The organism is Streptomyces sp. YPW6, assembly GCF_018866325.1.
Classification (GTDB): domain Bacteria; phylum Actinomycetota; class Actinomycetes; order Streptomycetales; family Streptomycetaceae; genus Streptomyces.
Genome location: NZ_CP076457.1, coordinates 1,179,817 through 1,201,990 on the forward strand (window position 1 = coordinate 1,179,817; position 22,174 = coordinate 1,201,990).

General features: G+C 70.4%; 21 protein-coding genes. 10 read left to right on the top strand and 11 right to left on the bottom strand.

Annotated elements, in window-relative coordinates; translation table 11 throughout:
* The first annotated feature begins 245 nt into the window (after nt 1–245).
* Nucleotides 246–2,741, top strand: coding sequence for a GTPase-associated protein 1-related protein (locus KME66_RS05165; protein ID WP_216319467.1), 2,496 nt, complete (start codon nt 246–248; stop codon nt 2,739–2,741).
* Between the two features lie 355 nt (nt 2,742–3,096).
* Here the strand turns inward: KME66_RS05165 and KME66_RS05170 are convergent, their stop codons facing one another.
* From KME66_RS05170 to KME66_RS05185, 4 genes are all read right to left on the bottom strand, one after another.
* The gene (locus KME66_RS05170) at nt 3,097–4,560 is read right to left on the bottom strand and encodes an FG-GAP-like repeat-containing protein (protein ID WP_216319470.1); all 1,464 of its coding nucleotides are present in this window, start codon (nt 4,558–4,560) and stop codon (nt 3,097–3,099) included.
* A gap of 81 nt (nt 4,561–4,641) precedes the next feature.
* Nucleotides 4,642–5,550, bottom strand: coding sequence for an alpha/beta hydrolase (locus KME66_RS05175; protein WP_216319473.1), 909 nt, complete (start codon nt 5,548–5,550; stop codon nt 4,642–4,644).
* Nucleotides 5,551–5,680: 130 nt separating this feature from the next.
* The gene (locus KME66_RS05180; RefSeq protein WP_253208234.1) at nt 5,681–7,855 is read right to left on the bottom strand and encodes a trypsin-like serine protease; all 2,175 of its coding nucleotides are present in this window, start codon (nt 7,853–7,855) and stop codon (nt 5,681–5,683) included.
* A 54-nt stretch (nt 7,856–7,909) separates the two neighbouring features.
* Nucleotides 7,910–8,434, bottom strand: coding sequence for a hypothetical protein (locus KME66_RS05185; RefSeq protein ID WP_253208235.1), 525 nt, complete (start codon nt 8,432–8,434; stop codon nt 7,910–7,912).
* A 418-nt stretch (nt 8,435–8,852) separates the two neighbouring features.
* Here KME66_RS05185 and KME66_RS05190 point away from each other — a divergent pair, with 418 nt between their 5' ends.
* Entirely contained in the window at nt 8,853–12,470 is a 3,618-nt protein-coding gene (locus KME66_RS05190) for an ALF repeat-containing protein (protein ID WP_216319479.1), read from the top strand.
* 9 nt (nt 12,471–12,479) lie between these two features.
* Nucleotides 12,480–12,878 carry a hypothetical protein gene (locus tag KME66_RS05195; RefSeq protein WP_216319491.1) on the top strand — a complete coding sequence of 133 codons (399 nt, stop codon included), beginning with the start codon at nt 12,480–12,482 and terminating at the stop codon, nt 12,876–12,878.
* A gap of 87 nt (nt 12,879–12,965) precedes the next feature.
* Here the strand turns inward: KME66_RS05195 and KME66_RS05200 are convergent, their stop codons facing one another.
* Nucleotides 12,966–13,334, bottom strand: coding sequence for a VOC family protein (locus KME66_RS05200; protein WP_216319493.1), 369 nt, complete (start codon nt 13,332–13,334; stop codon nt 12,966–12,968).
* A 63-nt stretch (nt 13,335–13,397) separates the two neighbouring features.
* Here KME66_RS05200 and KME66_RS05205 point away from each other — a divergent pair, with 63 nt between their 5' ends.
* Entirely contained in the window at nt 13,398–13,847 is a 450-nt protein-coding gene (locus tag KME66_RS05205) for a MarR family winged helix-turn-helix transcriptional regulator (RefSeq protein WP_073221124.1), read from the top strand.
* A 10-nt stretch (nt 13,848–13,857) separates the two neighbouring features.
* Here KME66_RS05205 and KME66_RS05210 read toward each other — a convergent pair whose 3' ends face one another.
* A complete protein-coding gene (locus tag KME66_RS05210) occupies nt 13,858–14,595 on the bottom strand; it encodes a dienelactone hydrolase family protein (RefSeq protein ID WP_216329093.1) in 738 nt (245 codons plus the stop codon).
* A gap of 203 nt (nt 14,596–14,798) precedes the next feature.
* Nucleotides 14,799–15,260: an ATP-binding protein gene (locus KME66_RS05215; RefSeq protein ID WP_216319495.1), complete on the bottom strand. Its 462-nt coding sequence runs from the start codon at nt 15,258–15,260 to the stop codon at nt 14,799–14,801.
* Nucleotides 15,261–15,413: 153 nt separating this feature from the next.
* On the opposite strand from KME66_RS05215, the gene KME66_RS05220 reads away from it, so the two are divergent.
* The 6 genes from KME66_RS05220 (at nt 15,414) to KME66_RS05245 (ending at nt 18,721) form a co-directional block, all read left to right on the top strand.
* Nucleotides 15,414–16,292, top strand: a complete 879-nt coding sequence (locus KME66_RS05220) for a helix-turn-helix transcriptional regulator (RefSeq protein ID WP_216319497.1) — start codon at nt 15,414–15,416, stop codon at nt 16,290–16,292.
* A complete protein-coding gene (locus tag KME66_RS05225) occupies nt 16,289–16,534 on the top strand; it encodes a DUF397 domain-containing protein (protein WP_216319500.1) in 246 nt (81 codons plus the stop codon). Before KME66_RS05220 ends, KME66_RS05225 begins: the two co-directional genes overlap by 4 nt.
* Nucleotides 16,535–16,598: 64 nt before the next feature.
* Nucleotides 16,599–17,069, top strand: coding sequence for a hypothetical protein (locus tag KME66_RS05230; protein ID WP_253208236.1), 471 nt, complete (start codon nt 16,599–16,601; stop codon nt 17,067–17,069).
* Nucleotides 17,070–17,253: 184 nt separating this feature from the next.
* Nucleotides 17,254–17,718, top strand: coding sequence for a hypothetical protein (locus KME66_RS05235; protein WP_216319504.1), 465 nt, complete (start codon nt 17,254–17,256; stop codon nt 17,716–17,718).
* Between the two features lie 142 nt (nt 17,719–17,860).
* The gene (locus KME66_RS05240; RefSeq protein WP_216319507.1) at nt 17,861–18,505 is read left to right on the top strand and encodes a glyoxalase; all 645 of its coding nucleotides are present in this window, start codon (nt 17,861–17,863) and stop codon (nt 18,503–18,505) included.
* A gap of 69 nt (nt 18,506–18,574) precedes the next feature.
* Nucleotides 18,575–18,721 carry a hypothetical protein gene (locus tag KME66_RS05245; protein WP_175467698.1) on the top strand — a complete coding sequence of 49 codons (147 nt, stop codon included), beginning with the start codon at nt 18,575–18,577 and terminating at the stop codon, nt 18,719–18,721.
* A 105-nt stretch (nt 18,722–18,826) separates the two neighbouring features.
* On the opposite strand, the gene msrB is transcribed toward KME66_RS05245, so the two are convergent.
* The 4 genes from msrB to KME66_RS05265 all read right to left on the bottom strand — a co-directional run bounded on the left by msrB (nt 18,827) and on the right by KME66_RS05265 (nt 22,168).
* Nucleotides 18,827–19,234: a peptide-methionine (R)-S-oxide reductase MsrB gene (gene msrB / locus KME66_RS05250; RefSeq protein WP_073221101.1), complete on the bottom strand. Its 408-nt coding sequence runs from the start codon at nt 19,232–19,234 to the stop codon at nt 18,827–18,829.
* A 51-nt stretch (nt 19,235–19,285) separates the two neighbouring features.
* A complete protein-coding gene (gene murC, locus KME66_RS05255; RefSeq protein ID WP_073221098.1) occupies nt 19,286–20,686 on the bottom strand; it encodes a UDP-N-acetylmuramate--L-alanine ligase in 1,401 nt (466 codons plus the stop codon).
* 78 nt (nt 20,687–20,764) lie between these two features.
* The gene (locus tag KME66_RS05260) at nt 20,765–21,217 is read right to left on the bottom strand and encodes an indole-3-glycerol phosphate synthase (protein ID WP_178378997.1); all 453 of its coding nucleotides are present in this window, start codon (nt 21,215–21,217) and stop codon (nt 20,765–20,767) included.
* 162 nt (nt 21,218–21,379) lie between these two features.
* The gene (locus KME66_RS05265; RefSeq protein ID WP_216319509.1) at nt 21,380–22,168 is read right to left on the bottom strand and encodes a pyrimidine reductase family protein; all 789 of its coding nucleotides are present in this window, start codon (nt 22,166–22,168) and stop codon (nt 21,380–21,382) included.
* Nucleotides 22,169–22,174: the final 6 nt, after the last annotated feature.

Consider the following 22,174-nt stretch of genomic DNA (forward strand, 5'->3'; position numbering starts at 1 on the left):
TCGACGGGCCCGCCGCCGCCGGCGCCGAAGTGGACGGTCGGGCCCGTGGACAGCCTCACACCGCTCACGACGACACCAGGGGAGGCGCTGTGCCCGGCCACCCTCGGGCCAGGACCTGACGCAGCGTGGGGAAGAGGCCTCCGTCCTTGATAACGTCGCCCCCGCGGCTGCGGACTTCTCCCCCCGACCCAGCCGTACGGGGTGAGCACGGGGACCGGGCGCGGCAGGACGAAGAGGGCCGACAGATGAGCCTTGCACAGGTGCACTACACCTCCGCCGCGCCGGGGGACGAGGGGGCGGGCGGCAGGTTCACGGCCGTCGGCCCCGGGGTGACCGGGGCTCTGCTGGCGGAGATCGAGCCCTTGCTGCGCTACGAACTTCCCGAGGGCACCCCCGACCGCCCTTCGGACGCCGAACTCCGCTCGCTACCCCAGGCGTTCACCTACGCCACCCTTTCCGACGGCAGCCGCCTGGTGTTCCGGTCAATACCGGTACGGGACACGGCCGGCGGCGCGGGTCAGGGGTTCCGGTTCCACACGCACGCGGTGCATCTGCCGCCGGGGGTGCCGCTGCCGGGCGACCGGCTGCCGGTCGAGACGTGGCGGTCGCCGCACTGGGTGGCGGTCACGCCCGGCGGCGCGATACCGGACCCGTTGACGCTGCCACCGGGGCCGACGGCCGTCTCGGAGGGACTGGACGACTTCGCCGTGTCGCGCGGCCCCTGGCTCGCCGCCGTCCTGGCCGATCTGCGCCGGGCGAGCGATCCGGAGGATTCCGGCGGGCGGCCGGTGGTCCTGGTGGAGCGGCGGTGCGCGGACGTGGCCAGGTGGCTGGGGCTCGCGTCCGTGACCCTGCCGCGGGAGAGCGCGGAGCGGCTGACGTTCACCACGTACACCAGGCGGCCGGGGAGTTCGGCGGCGCGGGTGGTGGGGGTGCTGCCCGAGGACGGGGAGGCGGCCAGGGCGGCGGGCCTGCGGGTGCATGTGTGCGCGGGGCAGCCACCGTCGGCCGGGGGCGGGGACGACGCGTGGGCGACGACGGCGGCGCGGGTCTGGCGGAGCCGGTCGTCGGAGCTGTTCCGGGAGGCACGGGAACTGCCCGGGGAGCCTTTCGCCGCAGGCCCGTTGGCGGTGACGGCCCTGTGCGCGGGGATCACGCTCGGGCCGGACGAGCGTGCGGCGGCGGCCGGTTGGGCGGCGGACCGCCCGTACGTCCTGGACGCCGACCGTACGGGCCACCTGGTCGACGCTCTCGCATCCCCCGGCATCGACGACCGTACGGGGCCCGAATTCGACGCGGTGGGACGGCTGTTCGGCGCCCTGGAGGGCCGATGCCCCGCGTCGGTGACCGCTCCGCTCGCGGCGATGCTGGTGACGGAGGCGGTACGGGGCGGCAACGGCTCGCTGGAACTGCCGCGCCGGGACGCGTTCGTGGGGCCGGAGGGCGCAGCGGTCGCGGAGCGGCTCGCCCCGGAGATCCTGACCGAGCTGGGCGACAGGGCCGGGCCCCGCTCGGTCGCGAGAACCGTACAACTGCTGCGGGTGGCACGGCTGCTGGGCGTGGACAGCACGGAGTCGCTGCCGGGGGTCGTGGACCGCCTGGCACCGGCGCTGCTGGCGGAGGCGGCGGCGCAGGAGAGCCGGGGGGCGGGTTCCGAGGAGCCTGTGGGCTTCGCCCCGGCCCTGCTGGAGCTGCTGGACGAGCAGTTCGAGGTGCGGACGGCGTTGCTCGGCGCGCTGGACCGGCTCGCCCCGCAGGACCCCGGGGCGGTGGCCCGGTTCCTGGAGCGGGTGGCGCTGCCGTTCACGGGGACGCAGGCGTTGCCGCACCTGCGGATGTGCGCCGAGGTGCCGGGGGCGATGGCGACGCTCGGCGGGGACCGGGCGGCGGTGTGGCACCGGGTGCTGCGGGCGGCCGGCCTCTCCCCCTTCGCGGAGCCCCTGGTGCTGCGGACGGCGGTGGGCCTGGTGTGGGCGGACCGGGCCCCGACGATCGAGGAGGCCCGCCTGCTGCTGGACGCGGCGACCTCGGACGCGCACCGTGCGGCGGGCACGTGGGCCCGCCTGGTCGACGCGGCACTGGGCGCGCCCGCCGCGAAGCCGACCGCCGGTGGCTCGCCCGCCGCGAGCACCGACGAGGCGGCGGCCCTCGCCCACGACCTGCTGCGCGGATTCCCCGGGGAGATCGGCGGCCGGCAGCGTGCGGGTCTCCTGCTGCTGGACCTGGTCCGCGAACTGCGCACGGGCGCACCGGAACCCGGCTGGGCGGAGGCGGTCCGCACCCTGTGCGCCCAGGCGGACCCGGTCGAACCGGCCCTCCGGGAGCGGGCGCACACGGCCCTGGCCGAACGCCTGCTCGCCCCGGACCGCCCGGGCGCCGAACTGTACGACTTCGTCCACGGCGACGACGCCGAGCTGATCGCCGCGTACGACCGCACCGCCCGGACGGACCCGGTTCGGATCCGGCTGCGCACCCAACCCGCTTACGCGGCGGACTGCTTCACCGTCTGGACGGCCCACCCGCACGCGGGCAGGACCTGGCCCCCGGTGGCCGCCGCCCTCCTCGACGAGGTCCTGCGCCCGGCGGTGCGCGCCATGTCCCCCGAGGACGTGGCGGAGGTCGAGGCGACGGTGGGCCGCACGGGCAGCAGCGGCCGGGCGGACGCCTTCCGCACCTGGAACCGCGCCAGAACGCTCGGCCGGCTGGGCCGCCGGATCGTGGGGCGGGTGCGGCGGGGGTGACGCGCGGCCTCTCCGGGAACGTTGAGGGCGTCAATGCGGTGACGGACAGCCGTCGGAGTGCCGCAACGTTATCCAGTCGAGGGTGCAGTCGCACATCCCCGTCTCCTCATCGGGACTCGGAGGACACAGGGGCGTGCCCTCCTGCGGTAATCCGTCCGGCCATTCCCCTGGGCCTCGGGACGGCCCCTTCCGTCGGTCTGCCGTGTGGAGCGATGCGGGAGCGGGGTCACCAGGCATGGGGGTCTCGTCTCTGTCGATGGAAGGGACCTGTCCGAGGACGTTGTTCCCGCGGTGGATCAACCAGCCGCGGGAATCGTTGAGGGTGTGGTCGCGGTGCGCCGCGTTCCCCAGGACCTCAGGAGGTGAGGACGCTGCCGAGGCGGCTTCCGGTGGGGGTTCCGACGATGCCTTTGCCGAGGAAGGAGGCGCGTCCGGTGGCGGGGTGGTAGACGGTGGTGCCGTCGTTGTTGTTCTCACCCGCGGCTCCGAGGACGAGGCCGGTCGTGCCGTCTCCGGTGAAGTCTCCCGCCGTGACGGCGGTGCCGAACTGGTCGTCGGTCTCGCCGCCGCCTCCGATGCTGCCGGTGCCCTGGCTGAGGCTGGTGGCGTTCTTGAGGGCGATGCCGTCCGGTGTGGTGGTGAGCTTGAGCAGGAGGACGCTTCCGGCGTCGGTGCTGGTGACTCCGTTGACGGTGGAATCCTTGCCGGGGATGCCGCTGACGATGTCGAGGGTGTTGTCTCCGTCGAGGTCGTGCAGGGCGACCGAGGTGCCCATGGCGTCACCTTCCTTCGCTTCGCCGGGCACGTCGGGGGTGGTCTGGCTGATGGTGGTGGTGTGGCCGCGGTAGTAGAGCCCGTAGGGCTGGCCGAGTTTGACGGTGACCTGCCCGCCGGTGGCAGCGCCGTAGGCGGGGGCGGTCTCGGTGGGGGCGGGTTGTCCGATGACGATGTCGTCACGGCCGTCCTGGTTGATGTCTCCGGCGGCGATGCTGCGGCCGGCGCCCATCTGGATGGCCATGGCGTGGGTGAGGCCGACCGGGCCGGCGCTCGCGTACTCGTAGGCGCGTGCCTGGCCGTGGCGGTCGACGGTGGTGACGGCGACGTCGTCGTATCCGTCGCCGTTGAAGTCCCCGGCGGCGACGTCGACGTGGTTGAGGTCTTCGAAGGTGAGACGCAGGGTGGTGGCCTTCTTGGTGGCGCTGTCGCGCCAGACCAGCCAGCCGCCCGAGCCCGCGTTGCCGAGCCCGACGCCGACGACGTCGTCGAGGCCGTCGCCGGTGAAGTCGCCCATGGCGACCGCTGTGCCCAGGCGGGCCCTGCCGGGGTTGCGGGGGTCGTCGTCGGCGGTGGTGAAGTAGTCGCCCTGGGTGAGCCGGCTGCTGCCGGTCAGGACGGTGACGTTGCCGCGTTCCTTGAACACGCTGTCCGCCTCGCCGGGCGAGCCGACGGCGAGGTCGGTGAGGCCGTCACCGTCGACATCTCCGTACGCCACATCGGCTCCGAAGCGGTCACCGGGCTCGGGCGCCCCCGGAACGGAACCGCTCTGTGTGATGATCGTCCGTCCTGTCGTCGAGGGGCCGCTGCTGCTCCCGGGCAGGACCGACACCTGCCCTGCCGCGGACGATGCCTGCGGGACACCGGCGATCAGGTCGCCGATCCCGTCGTTGGTGAAGTCCGCCCCGCTCGCCGTTGCCGCAGCGGGCGCCGCGTGGACAGCACCCGGCCAGACAAGACTGCCGATTCCGGTCATGGCCAGGACGACGGTCGCGGCGCGGACGCGCGGCGCGGACGGGTGTACGGCTCGGGCACGCCGAGTCATCTGCTGCTCCTTGAGGAAAGTACGGACGGGCTGAAGGCATGAAGCACAGCCCCGGGGAACACCGGGCCGTGCTGGGGTGGGTCAGGTGGTGCGGGCCTTGAGCCAGGAGACGACCGTGGCGAACATGCCGGGTGTTCCGAGGAGGGCCTGCCCGTGGGCGGTGGAGCCGGTGACGATGCGCGTGGCCACGTCCGAGGCGGGAACCCCGGCGGCCTTCGCGGCGGCTTCGAGTTCGGTGGAGTGGGCAGCGGGTACGAAGTCGCCGTCGGAGTGGACCAGGAGCATCGGCGCGTCTCCCTTGCCGACGGCGTTCTTGGATTCCATGTCGCGCCAGGTGTCCCAGCAGCCCATCTCCCGGTAGGCGGTGGAGTTGTCGGCGGGGTCGGGGTAGCAGCGCGCCAGGAGGGTGGCGTTGTCCCGGACTTTGCGGATCTTGCCGACGGTGGAAGTATTGCCGTCCTGCCAGGCCCGGTACGGGGAGGCCACCGGGGACAGGGCCACGATGCCCTTGAGGTCGAGGCTGTTGGTGCCGCGGGTCGCGGCGTCGGTGGCCATCTGCCCGCCGGCCGATGAGCCGACCAGGAGGATGTTCTCGGCGTCGGTGTCGTACCGGTCTGCGTTGTCGCGTACCCACTTCACCGCGCGGGCCACGTCGTCGCGCTGGGCGGGCCAGGCCGCCTCGAAGTTCAGGCGGTACTTCATGGCGAAGACCTGGAAGCCCTGGTCGGCAAGCTGCTTCTCCCAGGTCGCCCAGCTGGCGTGGGTGTACCAGTACCCGCCGGTGATCAGGATGACTGCCGGGCGCGGCGCCGGCGACGGGTTCCAGGTGATGTCCACCGTCTGGTGGGGGTGGGTGCCGTACTGCTGGGCCGCGGCCTCGGCCTTCACCGCGGCCGGCGCCTTGGCTGCGGCAGGAGTTGCGGGCACGGCGGCCGTGGTGCCGGCGGTCGCCAGCACGGCGGCCACGAGGATCAGAAGAATGCGACGCACGAGGGGTCTCTTTCAGAGAGGGCCGTGAGGGGAAGGGCCGAGCTTCTCCGGAGCAGCGGAGGACGGCCCCGGGGAAACGCGGACCGCGTTTCCCCGGGGCCGGAGCATGCTGGTGTCCGGGGTGGGGAGGTCAGCGCATGCCGGCGCCGAACCGCTGGCCGGTCGCGGGGAGTCCGTCCTTGCCGGGCTCGTACGCGGTGACGGGCTCACCGGCACCGGCGGTGGCGTTCACCCACGGCAGGGCATAGGCACGGCCGTGGGCGCTGGGGCCGTCGGGAATACCGGCATAGAGGTGTGTGCCGGTGGCGGTGATCGCACTGCCGACCTTCTCCCCCGTCACCGGAGCACCGGGCAGGCCTGCGGTACCCGGGTGGACAGTGCCGTCGGAGTCTCCCGGGGCCCCGAGCAGACCGAAGGTCATGATGCCTCCGGCGTCAGTGGCGCTGCCGATGTCTTCCCCGGGAACGCCGACCGCCACCAGGGTGTTGGCAGCGGTGCTCACCGACTCGGGGCGCGTGCTGACGGCGGAGACGGTGTGTCCGAACCGGTCGCCGTTCTCGTTCGCCCCGGCCACCCCCGCCGTGCCCTGGTGGACACCGGAGAGGTGGCTGAACCCGGAGGGAGTCAGGCGGACGACGTCGATGCGCCCGGTGGCCGTGATGGTGGAAGTACCCTCACCCGGGGTACCGATCACGAGCAACGACTCGGTGCCCGTCGCGGCCGCGTTGGGCCGATAGGCGGTCATGCTCAGCGAGAACCCGAACGTGTCACCGGCCTCCGACGCGTCCTCGATCTCCGCAAGATCCTGAGTCAGCCCGGCAATACCGGTGGGGATCTTCGCGCTGTTCAGCTTGTGGTTGAACACGCTCACCGCACCGGCGTCGGCCATACCGCCGATCGCCTCCCCCGGCGCGCCGATGGCCAGATGCTGAGGCGATCCGGCCAGAGAGGCACCGAAGTCGTCGTTGCTCTCCATCGCACCGGCCACACCTTCGGACGCCTGGTTGATCAGGACGTTGGTCTGCCCCGTGCCGTGCAGATAGACCACCGCGCCGGCGTTCGTGAACCCCGAGCCGTCCTCACCCGGCAGGCCGATCGCGAGATACGGAACCCCGGCGATCGTCGTCCCCGCGGCGATCGCCTCGCCCATGCGGTCACCCGCCTCCGAACCCATGCTGCCCAGGGCCCCGGTGCCGGTCCCCTGGACCAGGTTCACCGTGGCCTTGCCCTGGCCGAGCCCGGCGGGCGAACCGTAGAAGATGTGCACCCCTCCGGCACCGGCCTTCGTGCCGATCGCCTCGCCCGGAACGCCGACGGCCAGGTCGGTGCAGCCGTCAAGGTTGTGATCGAACGTCGCCAGCGAACCACCGAACCGGTCATTGGCCTCCGCGGCACCGGACACGATCGGCAACGCCTGCGACAACTCCGCGTTGCCCTTGCCCGCACCGTAGACCAGCTGCACACGACCGGCCTTCGCTGCACCGTTCACCGTGGCGTCGGGGTCAGCGATCGCTACGTCACGCGCACCGTCGCAGTTGAAGTCACTGGCTCCGGCGATGACTTCATCGATCCACGGCTGGAGGTCGTCGGCGCGGGCGGCCACAGCGTCGGTGCGTGTCTCGGTCTCCCCGATACATCCGCCCTGCCAGGAGCCACCGCTCACCCCCACGAGGGCCACGGTGCCGCTGTCCTGCCGCAGGACGGGGCCACCTGCGTCACCCTTGCAGATCGCACTGCCCTCACTCGCACCGACGATGCCCAGGGCCGGCCCGGTGACCTCGTTGACGAGGAACGACCCCGCGTGGAGTTTGTCGGGCACCCACTCGGTCCGGGTCCGCCCGTACCCGACCGCGGTGAGCGTGGTGCCGACGGTGGCAGGAGTCGTGGCGATGCCGACGGGACTGATGCCCGCAGCGGGCGCGGCGAGACGGGCCATCACCAGGTCCCGTCCTTCGTACGGGACGATCTCGCTGATCTCGCTGACATGTCCACCCGTCGTGGTCAGGTCGGTGCGGCCGATCGTCGCGGTCGTCTTCGCCTCTGGCTTTCCCCGGACGGGACTCGTGGTCCCGCTGGTGAAGCAGCTGGCGGCGGTAAGAACCCACCGGGGGTCAATCAGAGCCCCGGTACAGGCACGTTTCGCGTCGCCCTCACCGATCTCGAGCTTCGCGGTGAAAGTGTAAGTGCCGCTGGCGACGGCGGTTCCGGAGAGAGCTTGAGCTGGAGCGGCGGTGAGGACGCCGACAGCGAGGGAGGTCGCGAGCAGCCCTGTGAAGAGGGCCGCGCGCGGGCGTGTTCTGGGCACGATCTGATCCTTGCTCATGTCAAAGGGCTGAGGGGAGAGTGCGGGGTACGGAGGTCAGCCGGTTACGCGGATCTCCACCAGCACCGATCGGGGGCCACCGATCTGCCCCTCTCCGACACTCGCGAACCCGCCCGCCTCGACATCCACCGTCGTGGTCTCGTTGTTGGCGGTCAGATCGGCGCTGATGGGGTGCTCCGAGGCCAGAAGTTCGATCATGAAGACTCGGGGCAGCTCAAGGGTGAGGTAGCCGGTCTTGGCAGTCGTGCGGAAGCAGTAGTTGTCGGCACGACCGACCTCCGCGTCCGCGACGGTTCTGACCACGATCTGGTCGGCATTCGGCTCACAGTCGGTCAGGAGAACGCGACCGTCGCCCTTCTTCAGCTTGATGCCCTTGGTCGCCAGGATGTTGGCGGCACCGGGATAGGAGAAGTCCTCGACCGTGGACGGCAGGGTGTCAGCACCCGCCGTCGGCGCAGAGGTCACTGACGCCTGGGAGGCGAAGGCAAGCGGTACACCGACCAGCACCGCCAACGCGCCTATGACTCCGGAAACAAACAATGCGCGTGCGCGATAAGCCACCGAAAAATCCTTTCAGGCATGGCGCCTGCGCTTCCGGAGGCCCCCGCCTAGAAGTGTGAAGGAAGAGTGAAATGCACCTGCAACATAACCCCCGGTTGAGGTCGAGTCAAAGAAATAACATGCCTCAATTGGTGCACTTTACGCCGATATCGACGGCAAGCATGACCCATCCAGCAACCACAAAGTGACCACATGTCATCACATACGTTCGCGCCAACAATGACCGTAAGTGACCCCCAGCCGCGAGGGATCCCCCATGGACACACGAAGGATTGAGGTAAAGCAGGGGTAAAGGAATCAATCCTTCCTCAACTTCTCAAACCAGACAGTCGGAGCGCGCCCGGCCCAGCCGGCCGTATGATCGCCGGGCCACCAGCAGTAAAGCCCTGATGGAAACCGCCAAAGCTGGGAGAAATTCATGAACCAGAGATTCAAAAGGCTTGGCCGCCGAAGGCGAATACGAGGCGCGCTACGGTCCCTGGTACTGGGCCTGCTGCCACTGGCCCTTGCCTGTGGCCTGCTGGGCGCAGCACCCGTCTCGGCTGCGGAACCTGAGCCGACCACTGGGCGGATCGCTGCTCTGGCCCAGGCCACACCGAGCGATCGTGGCCGCGCGGTCGACTACTGGGTCGAGGGCGGCCCGGGCGTCAAGGCGGCCGCAGAAGCAGCCTTGACCGGCACCGAAGCCGAACTGCAGGCGTTCCTGACGGCGGCCGAGGACATCGAGTTTCAGGACAAGCGTGTATCTGCCGCACAGATCGCCAGTGTCGGCGGTGCGGAGCTTCTGGCAGCCGCCCGCACCGCCCTCGCGGGGACCCGTGAAGAACTTGAGATCTTCCTCAGCTGGGGCTGGGAAGCGCCGATGAGACAGGACGAACGCGTTCAGGTCGCGCAGGTCATCAGCGCCGGGGGGCCCGCTGTTCAGGATGCAGGTCGTGCCGCGCTGGCTGGTTCCGCGGATGATGTAGCCGCCTTCCTGAAGGAGGGACAGTACGCACAGCGAAAACAGGATGAACGGGTGCAGCTCGTTCAGATACTCAGCGTGGGGGGCGCGAATGTACAGGCCGCGGGTCGTCTGGCGCTGAACGGCACCGCTGAGGACATCCGGGAGTTTTTGGAGGTCGGGCAGTTCGTCGCGCGGGCCAAGGACCAGGAGCATGCCACGGTCGCTCAGCTGGCGGCGCTGGCGCAGGAAGCCGGACGGCAGGCCGCGAAGGAAACGGTGGCGGCCAAGTCCGAGTCGGACAAGGCGGTGAAGGCCGCCGAGCTGGCCAAAGAAGCCGCGTTGACTGCGGCGAAAGAGGCGGAGGCCGCCAAGGACGACACGGCGGCGGCGGCCCGCGCGGCCGGGCGTGCCGCGAAGGCGGCCTCTCAGGCGGCGAGTGCGGCGCAGACGGCGATCAACGCCTCGCACGCGGCGAACAATTCGGCGCGCGTGGCTGCGAGTGCGGCATCTCAGGCTGCGGCCGCTGCGGCCGGCGCTGCGCAGGCGGCGTCGAATGCGCGGAACGCTGCCGCTGCCGCGGCTGTTGACAAGAACAACGCCGCCGCGGCGCGTACGGCGGCGGAGAAGGCCCGGGACGCGGGCAAGGGTGCCGCTCTGGCCGCTGACGCCTCCGACCAGGCTGTGATCGCAGCGGAGGCAGCCGCTGATGCCGCCGACTCTGCCATCAGCGCGGGAACGAACGCGGACATCGCGGCCAATGCGGCGACCACGGCGGGCAACCTCGCCGGGCAGGCCACCTCAGCCGGCGCCGAGGCCCGCGCCGCGGCCGCGGCCGCCAAGCGCCATGCCGCCGAGGCCAACCGGGCCGCGGCCGCAGCCAGGGATCTGGCCCGCAAGGCGGCGAAGGCAGCCCGTGAGGCGGGTGTGGCAGCCAGGTCAGCCGCTGCGCACGCGAACAACGCGGCAGCGGCCGCTGACGAGGCCGCAGACCAAGCACACGACGCGGCGCAGGCAGCCGCGCGGTCCACCACGCACGCCAACGCGGCCACCGTGGCCGCGAACGCGGCGAGCAGTGCGGTGGCCAAGGCCCAGGAGATATACGCGCTCGCGCGTGAAGTGGAGACGGAGGAACTCCTCGGCCGGACCAACGCGGGCCTCGAACGGGCCGCAGACCACAAGGCCGCCGAAGAGGCCCGGCTCGCCGCGAGCGACGCCTTCGAGCAGGCGGTGAAGGACCGGGAGACCGAGCGTGACCGGCTGGTCGCCGTGGCCTCCGAACCGGGAGCCGACCTGGCGGCCGTCGCCGTTCAGGGGCGCGAGCTGGCCGTGCTGGTGATGAAGAACGGCACGGCCTGGGGCCGGGCTGCCGCCGAGGCCGCCCTCGCCGGCCCTGACGAGGTGGTCATCGACTACCTGCGTAACGGCTGGGGAACGGCCAAGCAGCAGGACGACCGCTCCTATGTCGAGCGCCTCGCAGAGGAAAGCTTGACCAAGGCGGTCAGGGACGCGGCCGAGACCGCGCTGAACGGCGACGCCGCCGCCATTACCGAGTTCATCGAGAACGGTCAGTACCAAGTCGGCGCGGCGGATATGCGCATCGCCATCGTCCAGACCATCGACGGCGCGGGGCCGATCCTGGCCGAAGCCGGCCGAACGGCTCTCGCCACGGACGATCCGAAGAAGTTCAGCGTCTTCCTGACCGACACCCAGCACACCGCGCGCACCCAGGACGAACGGGTCCGAGCAGCGCAACTGCTCTCCTCCGGTGGACCGGAGGTGAAGTCCGCAGCCCGCATCGCTCTGGCGGGATCCCCGCAGACCCTCCACGCCTTCATCGCGACCGGGCAGTACAAGAAACAGCGCCAGGACCTCCTCAACACCACCCACACGGCGCAGGTTCAGAAGCTGATCGCCGACGCGGCGAAGATCGCTGCCACCGCACAGCAGAACGCGCAGACAGCGCAGAAGGTCGCCGCGACTGCCCGCAAGGCGGCCGCCGAAGCCAACGAGTGGGCGGAGAAGGCCAAAGCCTCGGCGGACAAGGCACAGGGCTACGCCGACGAAGCGGCGCAGCACGCCAAGGATGCCGAAGCCTCCGCGGCCAGCGCGGCCGCATCCGCCAAGACCGCCGCCGATGCTGCGAAGAGCGCTGACATCGCCGCTACCGACGCCGCGAGTTCGGCAGCCGATGCCACGCTTTCCTCGGAGATGGCCCAGGTCCACGCATCCAGCGCCTGGCACTCCGCCGATCAGGCGCGGCAGTCGGCGATCGCCGCGGGCAAGGACGCGGCGGAGGCGTTGAAGGCGTCCACCGAAGCGTTCTCCATCGCGGTCACGAAGAAGCGGCAGGAAGAAGAAGCGCGGCGTAAGGCCGCTGTCGAGGACAAGGAGAAGAACGAGGCCGGTCGACGGGCCAGAGAGCTGTACCGATGCGGGCAGGGGATCATCCCCTGCGATCCGTACAAGTACACCCGCTGGTGCATGCAATCACCGGTCAATTGCCAGATCCTCGAAAACGGCAGGGAAATCGGTGCCGCGCTGGAAAAATCGATGGAGATCACCAAGGAACTCGCCGGTCTTGGCCAGCTCGAAGCGTGCCTGAGGGACAAGGACTTCACCAGCTGCGCCGTCCTCGTCGGGGAAGTTCTGGTCGGCGCAAAAGTCAAGGCGCTGAAAAAGGCGTACGACAGCCTCAAACTATTGAAGCGCGGCTGCAAGAAGGCTGGTAAGACCACCGGCCTGACACGGAATACAATGGCGGCATCGCCCGATCTTCCGTGCTTCAATCACGACGTCCCCGGCCTGCCCAAGGACGTAGAGAAAATCCGCAATTCCTACGGATGTGAAGCATGCGCAAGGGAAATCCTTGACAGTCTCGGAGAGGGCAACATGGTAACGATCGAGCCCGGCCCGACCGCAACTGATGCCATCCTCCCGAAGTACCACGGCATAGACGCGGGTTGGTTCTACCACGTCGTCGTAGTACTCGACGGAAAGGTTTATGATGCCTGGACTCCCACCGGAGGAGAACCCATTGCAGTGTACAAGTCCCGATGGGCAAAAGGTGACACTATCAACTTCGGATTCTAGGGAGGATCAATGACCGACAAGGAAATAATTGAACGCATCCGAGCGAACCAGAGCGCGTACGGACTGAACGGAACTTACCACTCGACAGCCATGTTCATCATGGGGTTCAATCAGGCGCGCGCCGGTGGCTTGCTTCGCGGGTTCCACGAGTGGCTGGCCGTTCGCAAGGGTGAGCTGTCCAGTCAGCACTGGGTCCGGAGGGTGCTCGCCCAAACGCTGCCAGAACTCGACTTCCGGGGATTCGAGAACCTGCACCTGGAGCCTGAGCAGGAGCAACAGGCCGTGGAGCACCTGTTCTCGCTGGTCCTTGAATTCCTAGAAGTGCGCGACAACTCCTGGGCGCTCACCTCCATGTACGCCCAGTACCACCACATTCGGACGTCCCTACACGGGGGCGATCCGTCGTAGAAGGATGACCCTGTGGGTGCGTCAGCGGGAATTTCGCGATGCCCCCACAGGGCACTCCGAAGCTGAAGCCGGACAGAACCCGCCCCGTCAGGCCCGGTCGTGCAGCGTGACGTGGTAGCCGTCCGGGTCCGCGAAGGTGAACGTCCGACCGAAGGGGCCGTCGATCGGTGTCGAGACGATGGTGTGCCCGTCGGCGGCGAGCGCGTCATGGACGGCCTGGACGTCCGTGGCGTGGAGCCAGATCGCGACACCGATGCCGGGCTGGGCGACCGACGCGAAGTCCGTCCCGGGAATGACCTCGCGCAGGGCGAACGCGATCGGCTTCGTCTCGAAGACGACGGCGTGCGGAGGTCCGGCCGGTGAGCGGACGAGGCCGAGGTACTGCTCGTAGAACGCCTGCGAGGCGGCGAGGTCGCGCGCCTGGAACGAGATGAAGTCGGGACCGGTGGCGGGCATGGTGACACTCCTTCGATTCATGTCAGCTTCCTGACACGCGCCACCGTATGTCAGACTTCTGACATGAGCAAAGAGGGTGCGGGCGTCGACCTGGACAAGTCACTGGGCTACCTGCTGAAAGAGGCTTCGACCGCCCTGCGGGTAGCCATGGAGGAGGTCCTCCGCCCCCTCGGGATGACCGTCACGCACTACTCCTGCCTCGAACTGCTGGCGCAACGGCCGGGCATGTCGAACTCCGAGCTCGCTCGGGGCGCGTTCGTGACACGGCAGTCGATGAACGTGCTGCTCCAGGCCCTGGAGCGGGACGGCTACGTGACCAGGCCCGCCGAGGCGGCAGTAGGGAAGGTTCTCCCCGCACAGCTCACACCTCGTGGACGACAGAGCCTGGAGGAGGCGTCCGCGGCGGTCAGGGCCGTCGAGGTCAGAATGCTGGCCGGCATGACCGGGAACGAGCAGGAAAGTGCGTTCCGGGCCCTCCGGAGCATGATCCATTCACTGCGCGGCCCCGCATAGTCCACCTGGGTCAGGCCCCCAGCCCGCCCTCCATAGGCACGCACTCGGCGAGCAGGTCGACGACGTCGCGCCAGGCGCGCCGCGCGTGCCGGGGGTGGTGGCCGACGCCGGGGACGGTGGGGTGGTCGACCGGCGGGTGGTGGAAGGCGTGCAAGGCGCCGCCGTAGACCGTGAGACGCCAGTCGACACCCGCGTCCTGCATCTCGGCGGTGAAGGCGTCCCGTTGCGCTGGCGGCATGATCGGGTCCTCCGACCCGACCCCGGCCCACACCGGGCAGCGAATGTTCGCCGCCTCGCCCGGTCGGCCGGTGGTCGTGGCGTTGACCGTCCCGATCGCGCGCAGGCCGACGCCGTCGCGCCCGAGTTCCAGCCCGATCGCTCCCCCGGTGCCGTAGCCGACGGCGGCGATCCGGTCGGGGTCGGTCCGCGGTTCGGCGCGCAACACGTCGAGCGCCGCATGACCGATGCCCCGCATCCGGTCGGGATCGGCGAGCAGCGGCAGGCAACGGGCCAGCATCTCCTCGGGGTCACTCAAGTAGCGCCCGCCGTGCAGGTCGAAGGCCAGCGTTACGTATCCCAGCTCGGCCAGCGCGTCGGCCCGGCGGCGCTCGACGTCGCTGAGCCCTATGCCCTCCGGCCCGAGCAGCACCGCCGGCCGCCGGGCGGCTCCGGCCGGGAGTGCCAGGTACCCGGCCATCGTCAGACCGTCGGCCGCATACTCGACCGTGCGCGTAGTCACCGCCGTCACCGCTGTCGTCCCCGTCACGCCGCCATCTCCGTCACCACTGCCATCTCCGTCAGCGCTGCCATCTCCGTCAGCGCTGTCATCGTCGCCATGGAACGGGACCGTAGCGGCCGCGTAGCCCGCCCCGGCCGATGTTCTGCCACGGGCAGAAGCCGGGCGCGCGGCAGAGCCGGACCGGCCGCGTCCAGATGCACGCCGCCCGCTCCTCAGTACAGCAGGTCCACCTCCGCCCGGACCGTCTTGCCCGGGCTGCGGTCGAGCACCGCCCAGCGGTCCGCCAGAGCCTCCACGATCAGCAGCCCGCGCCCGCTGTCGGAGCCGTCCACCGGAGCCGCGATCTCGCCGGGGCTGGGCGGCCGGCGCTCGCCGCGGGTGTCGGAGACCTCGATCCGCAGGAGGCCCGGCGCTTCCGGGTCGCCGGGCAGGTACGACAGGCGCAGCTCGAAGTCGCGGCCGGGGACGCGGCCGTGGGTCACCGCGTTGGCCGCCAGCTCTCCGATGATCAGGGCCGCCGACTCCGAGGCGTCACTGAGATACCGGATGCCCCAGGTGTGCAGCTTGTACAGGCCCACGCGGCGGGCGAGGCGGGCCCCTCGCGGTTCCGCCGGGTATTGATGCTTGAACACACGTACGGTTACCGGAGGTTGAGTCGTTACAGGTGCTTCCATGCCCCCAGATTCCGGGGCGCGGGCCCCCCTCACCAGGTCGGCAACCCGTACGCTGTGTCAGCGTACGGGCGCGAAGGGTGGACGGTACGGGTCACGTTCCGTGAGCATGGACGGGTCGCGAACCAGGACAGGCGCACGGGGAGGTGGCCGTACATGACGCACGGCACGGACAGCATCGAAAGCCCGATGTACGGGACCTTCGGCAACGGCGGCGCGCGCCGCCCCGAGCCCGAACCGCAGTACAGCCTCAAGATGTTCGGCGAGGTCGTCAAGACCTTCCGCAAGCGGGCACGGCTGACGCAGGAACAGTTCGCCCCGCTCGTCGGGTACTCCCCCGAGACCGTCGCCTCCATCGAGCAGGGCCGCCGCCTCCCGCCGCCGGACTTCGCGGAGCGCGCGGACAGCATCCTCGACGCGTTCGGGGTGATCCTGGCGGCGGCGAAGCATCTGACGCGGCGGAAGGGGCTGGCGAGCTGGTTCCGGCAGTGGGCGGAACTGGAGCTGTCGGCGCTGAGCCTGTTCACGTACGAGTGCCGGTTGATTCCGGGGCTGTTGCAGACACCGGCGTACGTACGGAGGCTGCTGGCCGATCGGTTGCCACCTCTCGCCGACGAGCAGATCGAGGCGCGGCTCGCGGCTCGGCTGGAGCGTCAGCGGCTGCTGCACGAGCGCCCCAACACCTCGTTCAGCTTCATCCTCGAAGAGCATCTGCTCCTTCGGGACCTGGGCGGCGAGGACGTCACCAGGGAACTGCTCGACCACATCCTCGATCTGTCCGAGCTGCGCAATGTGGAGATTCAGATCATGCCGTTGGTGCGGCATCGTCACGCTGCCATCGACGGCCCCATGCAGTTGCTGGAGACTCTGGATCACCAGTGGTTCGGATACCTGGAAGGGCAGTTGTACGGGCAGTTCGTCTCCGACCCCAAAGTGGTCAGCGTGATCCAGATGCGCTGTGCCAGTATGCGTTCACAGGCTCTCTCGTTGGACGACTCCCAGAGCCTGATGCGGCGGATGCGAGGAGCGAGATGAGCACCACACCCCTGGCCTGGTTCAAGAGCAGCTACAGCGGCGGCGACGGCGACTCCTGTGTGGAGGTCGCCCTGGAGTGGCACAAGTCGAGCTACAGCAGCGCCGAAGGCGACTCCTGCGTAGAGGTCGCCGCCTGCCCCTCCACCGTCCACGTCCGCGACTCCAAGCTCGACGAGAGCCCCCGGCTCGCCCTCGCCCCGGCATCCTGGACGCGCTTCCTCTCGTACGCCGTCCGGGGCTGATTCCTGGGACCCCCGAACAGGGAAGCATGGCGAGAGAACGCCGGGGCACCCGGGACGCATGGGCATGGTCGGGAATCGTCGGTTCGAAGCTGTTCGGCGGCGCTGGGCGCGCAAGCGCTGGCACGCACGTCTGCTGGATCGCCTGGAGTGGACGGCCTGTCCGCCCCCGGCCGGGTCCAGCGAGCATCACCTGCTCCTGGTCCAGCACCGCAGAGTGGTCGGTGAGTTCTCCTACCGGCTCTGCGACCGTTGTCCGGCCGGTCAGATGACCACCACGCGCGTTCCCCTGTCCCTCTGCGAGGGGCGCGTGGTGCGCCGGGCCATGTCACACCTGCGCTTCCGTCACCCTGACCGGGCCTGGCTGCCCCAGCCCGACGTCACCGGGACGGGCAGGACGCGCCGCCGGTATCCGGCAGACAGCCGCTTCTGCAAGGGCCACGACGCGGCGGGCTACTCCCTCCCCGCAGCCACCGCCTTCACCACGGATTCCTCGTCCCGGGCCGCTGTGGCGCCGGCGGTCGCTCCCGCGCGGTGACACGGGGTCCGTCGTCGTCGTGACTCGGTCCTCCCGTGCCCCCGGCCCGGGACGTAGCGCCACGTGTTGATCCGTCCCCGCCGTACGGGGAGGCGGGAACGTACGGGCCGGGCCGGTACCGTAAAGGGATATCCGTACGACTCGTGAGCCTCCTGGCGGGCTGCGTGAACCCAGGAGGAACCGCATGACGACCAACCGTGGACGCAAGGACGTCATCCGCGACCGGATGGCCGCCACCGGCGAGTCGTACAACGTCGCCGCCCGCAACCTCAAGGCCATGAAGGACACGGCCGCGACCCGCGACGCCGTCCTCGTGCAGCGCTGGACGCCCGCCGAGTCCTTCGACGTGCCCTGCCCCTGCGGCGGGACCTGCGAGCCCGGCGAGACCTGCGACCACTGCCACGCCCGCCACCGGCATGTGAAGCGCTACCCGGGCTCCACCACCGAGGTCGAGACCTGGGCCGACCGCTACGAGTGCACCGGCTGCTCCTCCTCGTACACGATCACCGTGCACCTGGCCGGGCGGCCCTGGGGCGTCGCCGAGACCGTCGTCACGGGCGGGTCGGGCGAGGAGGCCGTGCAGGCGACCGTCTTCCCGGGGGTCATCCACCCGCTGCTGCGCACCGGGAGCGGCAACGGCCCGGAGTGAGGGGGCGGCGAGGCCCGGTCAGGACAGGACCGGTCAGGACAGGACCGGTCGGGGCGGGAACAGTCAGGACAGTCCCGGTCGGGGCGAGACCGGTCAGGTTTGGAGAAGCCCCGGTGGCCTTCCCGCCTCTAGCGTGAGGGACATGGCAACCAACACTTCCTCCGCAGCCCCCACCGCCCTCGCCTCCGTCACCCTTGAGGTGGCCGACCCCGAGACCGCCGGCCACTTCTACCGGGCCTTCGGCGTGGACGGATACGTCAGCCTGCGGGCATCCTCAGCGGCCTCGACCGGGTTTCGCGGCTTCACCCTGGCCCTCACGGTCTCCGGCCCGGCCACCGTCGACGGTTTCGTCTCCGCCGCCGTCGACGCCGGCGCCACGGTGCTGAAGCCCGCCACGAAGTCGCTGTGGGGGTACGGCGGCGTCGTCCAGGCGCCCGACGGGACGATCTGGAAGATCGCGACTTCCGCGAAGAAGGACACCGGACCCGCCACCCGTGACATCGACGAGGTCGTCCTGCTGCTCGGGGTGCAGGACGTGAAGGCCACCAAGCAGTTCTACGTGGAGCGGGGTCTGACCGTGGGCAAGAGCTTCGGCGGGAAGTACGCCGAGTTCGCCTCCGGTGACGCCTGCCCGGTCAAGCTGGCGCTGTACAAGCACCGGGCGCTGGCCAAGGACCTCGGTGTCCCCGCCGACGGCACCGGCTCGCACCGCATCGTCATCGGCTCCGCTGGCGGCAACGGCTTCACCGACCCGGACGGCTTCGTCTGGGAGGCCGCACAGTCCTGAGATCCGCCGGGAGCGTGCGATCGGGCGCTCCCGGGGTAGGCGAGAGGCAGACGTCCCCGAGGAGGAACCATGTCGCGCCTGATCGCCCGCATCACCCGGTTCACCCGCAGCCCCCAGGGCCGCCGGACCATCGCTTCGGCCCGTCGTGCCGCGGCCGACCCGCGCAAGCGCGCCCAGGCGCGCGGCCTGCTGGGACGGCTGCGCGGACGCCGGTGACACCGGCGCTCGGGCGGGCGGCCGGAGCGGCGCCCGGAAGCGTACGCGGAAGATGCCCGCACAGATCTCCTGTGCGGGCATCTTCGCGTTCTGCCGGGGTCCGGCTCAGCCCTCGTCGGGCGTCAGGTTCAGCGAGATCGAATTGATGCAGTAGCGCTGGTCCGTCGGAGTGGGGTAGCCCTCGCCCTGGAAGACGTGGCCCAGGTGCGAGCCGCAGCGGGCGCAGCGCACCTCGGTGCGGACCATGCCGTGGCTGCGGTCCTCGATCAGCTCGACCGCGTCGGTGTCCTTCGGGTCGTAGAAGGACGGCCAGCCGCAGTGCGACTCGAACTTCGTGTCGGAACGGAACAGCTCCGCCCCACAGGCCCGGCAGGAGTAGACGCCCGCCGTCTTGGTGTCGGTGTACTCACCGCGGAAGGCGGGCTCGGTGCCGGCCTGGCGCAGCACCGCGTACTCGGCGGGGGTCAGCTCTTCCCGCCACTGCTCGTCCGGCTTCTCGACGTCGTACGGCACGGCTCGCTCCTCAGCTCGGCGATGGGGTCGGTGCGCTCGGTGGCCGGCCGGCTACCGGGCGCTCGACAGGTGGTCCAGGATGCGCGGGCCGAGGTCGGTGACGTCGCCCGCTCCCATGGTGAGAACGAGATCGCCGGGCTTGGCCATTCCCGCGATCGCCGCGGGCACGTCGGCCTGGTCGTGGACGGCCGTGACCTCGGCCCCCGCCGCCTTCGCCGCGTCGATGATCAGGGCGCTGGTGATGCCGGGGATCGGGTCCTCGCGGGCCGGGTAGATGTCCAGGACCACGGAGGCGTCGGCCAGCGCGAGGGCCTGGCCCATCTCGGTGCCCAGCTCCTGGGTGCGGGAGAACAGGTGCGGCTGGAAGACGACCAGGATGCGGGAGTCGGCGGCAGCGCCGCGCATGGCCTCCAGGTCGGCGGTCATCTCGGTGGGGTGGTGTGCGTACGAGTCGATGACCTGCACGCCCGCCGCCTCGCCCTTGAGCTGGAGGCGGCGCTTGACCCCGGTGTAGGAGCCGAGGGCCGAGGCGAGGTTGTGGGCGGGGATGCCGAGGGCGACCCCGGCGGCGAGCGCGGCGACCGCGTTGTGGGCGTAGTGGGCGCCGGGGACGGAGACCGTGAAGGTGAGGAACCTGCCGTTGAGGAGGACCGTGACCTCGCTGGTCAGGCCGCGCGGGGTGACCTTGTGGACGCGTACGTCGGCGTCCTCGGCGGAGCCGTAGGTGACGACCTTGAGGTCGGAGAGGTCGCGGACCCGGCGGGTCAGCTCGACCGCGCCGGGCTGGTCGGCGGAGACGACCAGGGTGCCGCCGGGGACGACCTTGCCGACGAAGGTCTCGAAGGAGTCGTAGATCTCGTCCATCGAGGCGTAGTTCGCGTGGTGGTCCAGCTCGACGTTGAGGACGATCGCGACCTCGGGGTCGTACTTCTGGAAGCTGCGGTCGCTCTCGTCCGCCTCCGCGACGAAGATGTCCCCCTCGCCGTGGGTGGCATTGGTGCCGGGGCCCTCCAGGTCGCCGCCGATGGCGTACGAGGGGGCCAGGCTCAGCGAGGAGAGGGCGACGGCCAGCATCGAGGTCGTCGTGGTCTTGCCGTGGGTGCCGGCCACCGCGATGGCCCGCAGCCCGTTCATCAGGGAGGCCAGGGCGTCCGAGCGGTGGACGACCGGGACGGCCAGCTCGTTCGCCCTCAGCAGCTCCGGGTTGTCGGCGCGGATGGCGCTGGAGACGATGACACAGGACGCGTCCTCGGCCAGGTGCCCGGCCGCGTGCCCGATGTGCACGGTCGCCCCCAGCGCCCGCAGCGACTCGGCGGTGGCGGACTCCTTGGCGTCGCTGCCCGCCACCTTCGCTCCGCGCTGGGCGAGGATCTTCGCGATGCCCGACATTCCGGCGCCGCCGATGCCGATGAAGTGGGGTCGTTCCATGGCGGCGGGAATGCCGGGTGCCATCGTTGCCTCCGAAGGTGTTCCTGGTGAGCGTCCTACGCGGTTCCGGGTTGCCCTCCGGCCGTCCGCGCGGCCCTCAGCCTATTCGCTGTGCGCGAAGAGCTTGAGCACCGGGACGCCCACCTTGTGGCGGGCCCGGGAGGCCCAGTCCCGGTGGAAGAACTCCTCCACGTAGTGCGGGGCCGTCAGGACGATGACCTCGTCCGCGCCCGCCTCCTCGACGACGGTCGTCAGTTTGTCCAGCGGATGGTCCTCGACCACCTGTCCGACGGCTTCGGCGCCCGCCTGGCGCAGGGCCCGTAGGGAGTACTCCAGGCCGATCTCGGCGGGTTCGCGGGCCTCGTTGCCCTCCGGCTCCTCCCCCTCGCGCACCGCTTCCTTCAGCTCCCCCATCGCCACGTCGTCGATCGCGCGCAGCAGAACATCGGCCTGGTCACCGCGTGGCTGCAACAGAACGACGAACGAGATCCGCTCCTCGCCGTGGAGCGTGGTGACGAAGTCCACGTCCTCGGCGGTGAGCGGCTTCTCGATCATCAAAACGCTTGTGAACACGACAGGCGCCCTTCCGCTTCTTCGTCTCGTCGACCGCCGGCTCGACCGTCGACGGTCGCTTGCTGAAACCATCCTTCCCCGTGCTTCCACGGGGTTGCAGGGGTAAGTGTGCCCAGCAGGAGCTAAGCGGAACGGTAAATTCCGCTAACTGTCGGTCCGACGGTACCGAGAGAAGAGGAAACCGGCCTCTTCCAGCAGCGATGCCAGGAAAAAACGTTCCGGCAAGGCGACCCCGGGACCCCCGGCGATGCGCTGGGCGTCACCCGCGGTGAGCATCGGGGAGAGGGTCAGGCACAGCTCGTCCAGAGCTCCCGCCGCCACGAACTGGCCGAGCAGCCGGGGCCCGCCCTCGGTGAGCTGGCGGGTGAGCCCCCGGGCGGCCAGCTCGCGCACCACCCGGACGGGGTCCGCCCCGGTCCCGTCACCCGCGATCACCACGTCGGCGCCCGCCTTCCGGGCCGCGTCGATCCGGTCGTCGGGGGCCCCGGCACCGGTCACGACGAGGGTCGGGACGAGCGGCTCGGTGAACAGCGGCAGCGAGAGGTCCAGGTCCAGGGAGCCGGTGACCACGGCGACGGCGGGTGCGGGGCCCTGCCCGGCACGGGCCCTGCGCGCGGCGAACGCCTCGCGGGCGCGGGCCGGACGGTACCCCTCCTGGCGTACGGTCTCGGCCCCGGCGATCACGACGTCGGCCAGGCCCCGCAGGGTGCCGAAGATCCGCATGTCGGCGGCGCAGGAGATGGGCTGCGAGCGACCGTCGTGCTGGGCGGCCCCGTCGAGGGTGGAGACCATGTTGGCGCGCAGCCAGGGGGTCCCGCCGGACAGGCCCGCGGGGTAGGCGTACGCCTCCGCCAGCTCGTCGAGGCTCCACTCGCGGTCGGGGGCGGCGGCGCCCGTCGTTGTCAGGTCCGTCACAGGGAACAGGCTTCGCATGGGGTG

Coding starts and splice junctions, on each gene's coding strand:
- KME66_RS05235 (WP_216319504.1), top strand. CDS start 17,254: ATGACGACCAACCGTGGACGCAAGGACGTCATCCGCGACCGGATGGCC.
- KME66_RS05195 (WP_216319491.1), top strand. CDS start 12,480: ATGACCGACAAGGAAATAATTGAACGCATCCGAGCGAACCAGAGCGCG.
- murC (WP_073221098.1), bottom strand. CDS start 20,686: ATGGCACCCGGCATTCCCGCCGCCATGGAACGACCCCACTTCATCGGC.
- KME66_RS05170 (WP_216319470.1), bottom strand. CDS start 4,560: ATGACTCGGCGTGCCCGAGCCGTACACCCGTCCGCGCCGCGCGTCCGC.
- KME66_RS05205 (WP_073221124.1), top strand. CDS start 13,398: ATGAGCAAAGAGGGTGCGGGCGTCGACCTGGACAAGTCACTGGGCTAC.
- KME66_RS05190 (WP_216319479.1), top strand. CDS start 8,853: ATGAACCAGAGATTCAAAAGGCTTGGCCGCCGAAGGCGAATACGAGGC.
- KME66_RS05220 (WP_216319497.1), top strand. CDS start 15,414: ATGACGCACGGCACGGACAGCATCGAAAGCCCGATGTACGGGACCTTC.
- KME66_RS05260 (WP_178378997.1), bottom strand. CDS start 21,217: ATGATCGAGAAGCCGCTCACCGCCGAGGACGTGGACTTCGTCACCACG.
- KME66_RS05240 (WP_216319507.1), top strand. CDS start 17,861: ATGGCAACCAACACTTCCTCCGCAGCCCCCACCGCCCTCGCCTCCGTC.
- KME66_RS05245 (WP_175467698.1), top strand. CDS start 18,575: ATGTCGCGCCTGATCGCCCGCATCACCCGGTTCACCCGCAGCCCCCAG.
- KME66_RS05265 (WP_216319509.1), bottom strand. CDS start 22,168: ATGCGAAGCCTGTTCCCTGTGACGGACCTGACAACGACGGGCGCCGCC.
- KME66_RS05215 (WP_216319495.1), bottom strand. CDS start 15,260: ATGGAAGCACCTGTAACGACTCAACCTCCGGTAACCGTACGTGTGTTC.
- KME66_RS05200 (WP_216319493.1), bottom strand. CDS start 13,334: ATGCCCGCCACCGGTCCCGACTTCATCTCGTTCCAGGCGCGCGACCTC.
- KME66_RS05165 (WP_216319467.1), top strand. CDS start 246: ATGAGCCTTGCACAGGTGCACTACACCTCCGCCGCGCCGGGGGACGAG.
- KME66_RS05230 (WP_253208236.1), top strand. CDS start 16,599: ATGGTCGGGAATCGTCGGTTCGAAGCTGTTCGGCGGCGCTGGGCGCGC.
- KME66_RS05225 (WP_216319500.1), top strand. CDS start 16,289: ATGAGCACCACACCCCTGGCCTGGTTCAAGAGCAGCTACAGCGGCGGC.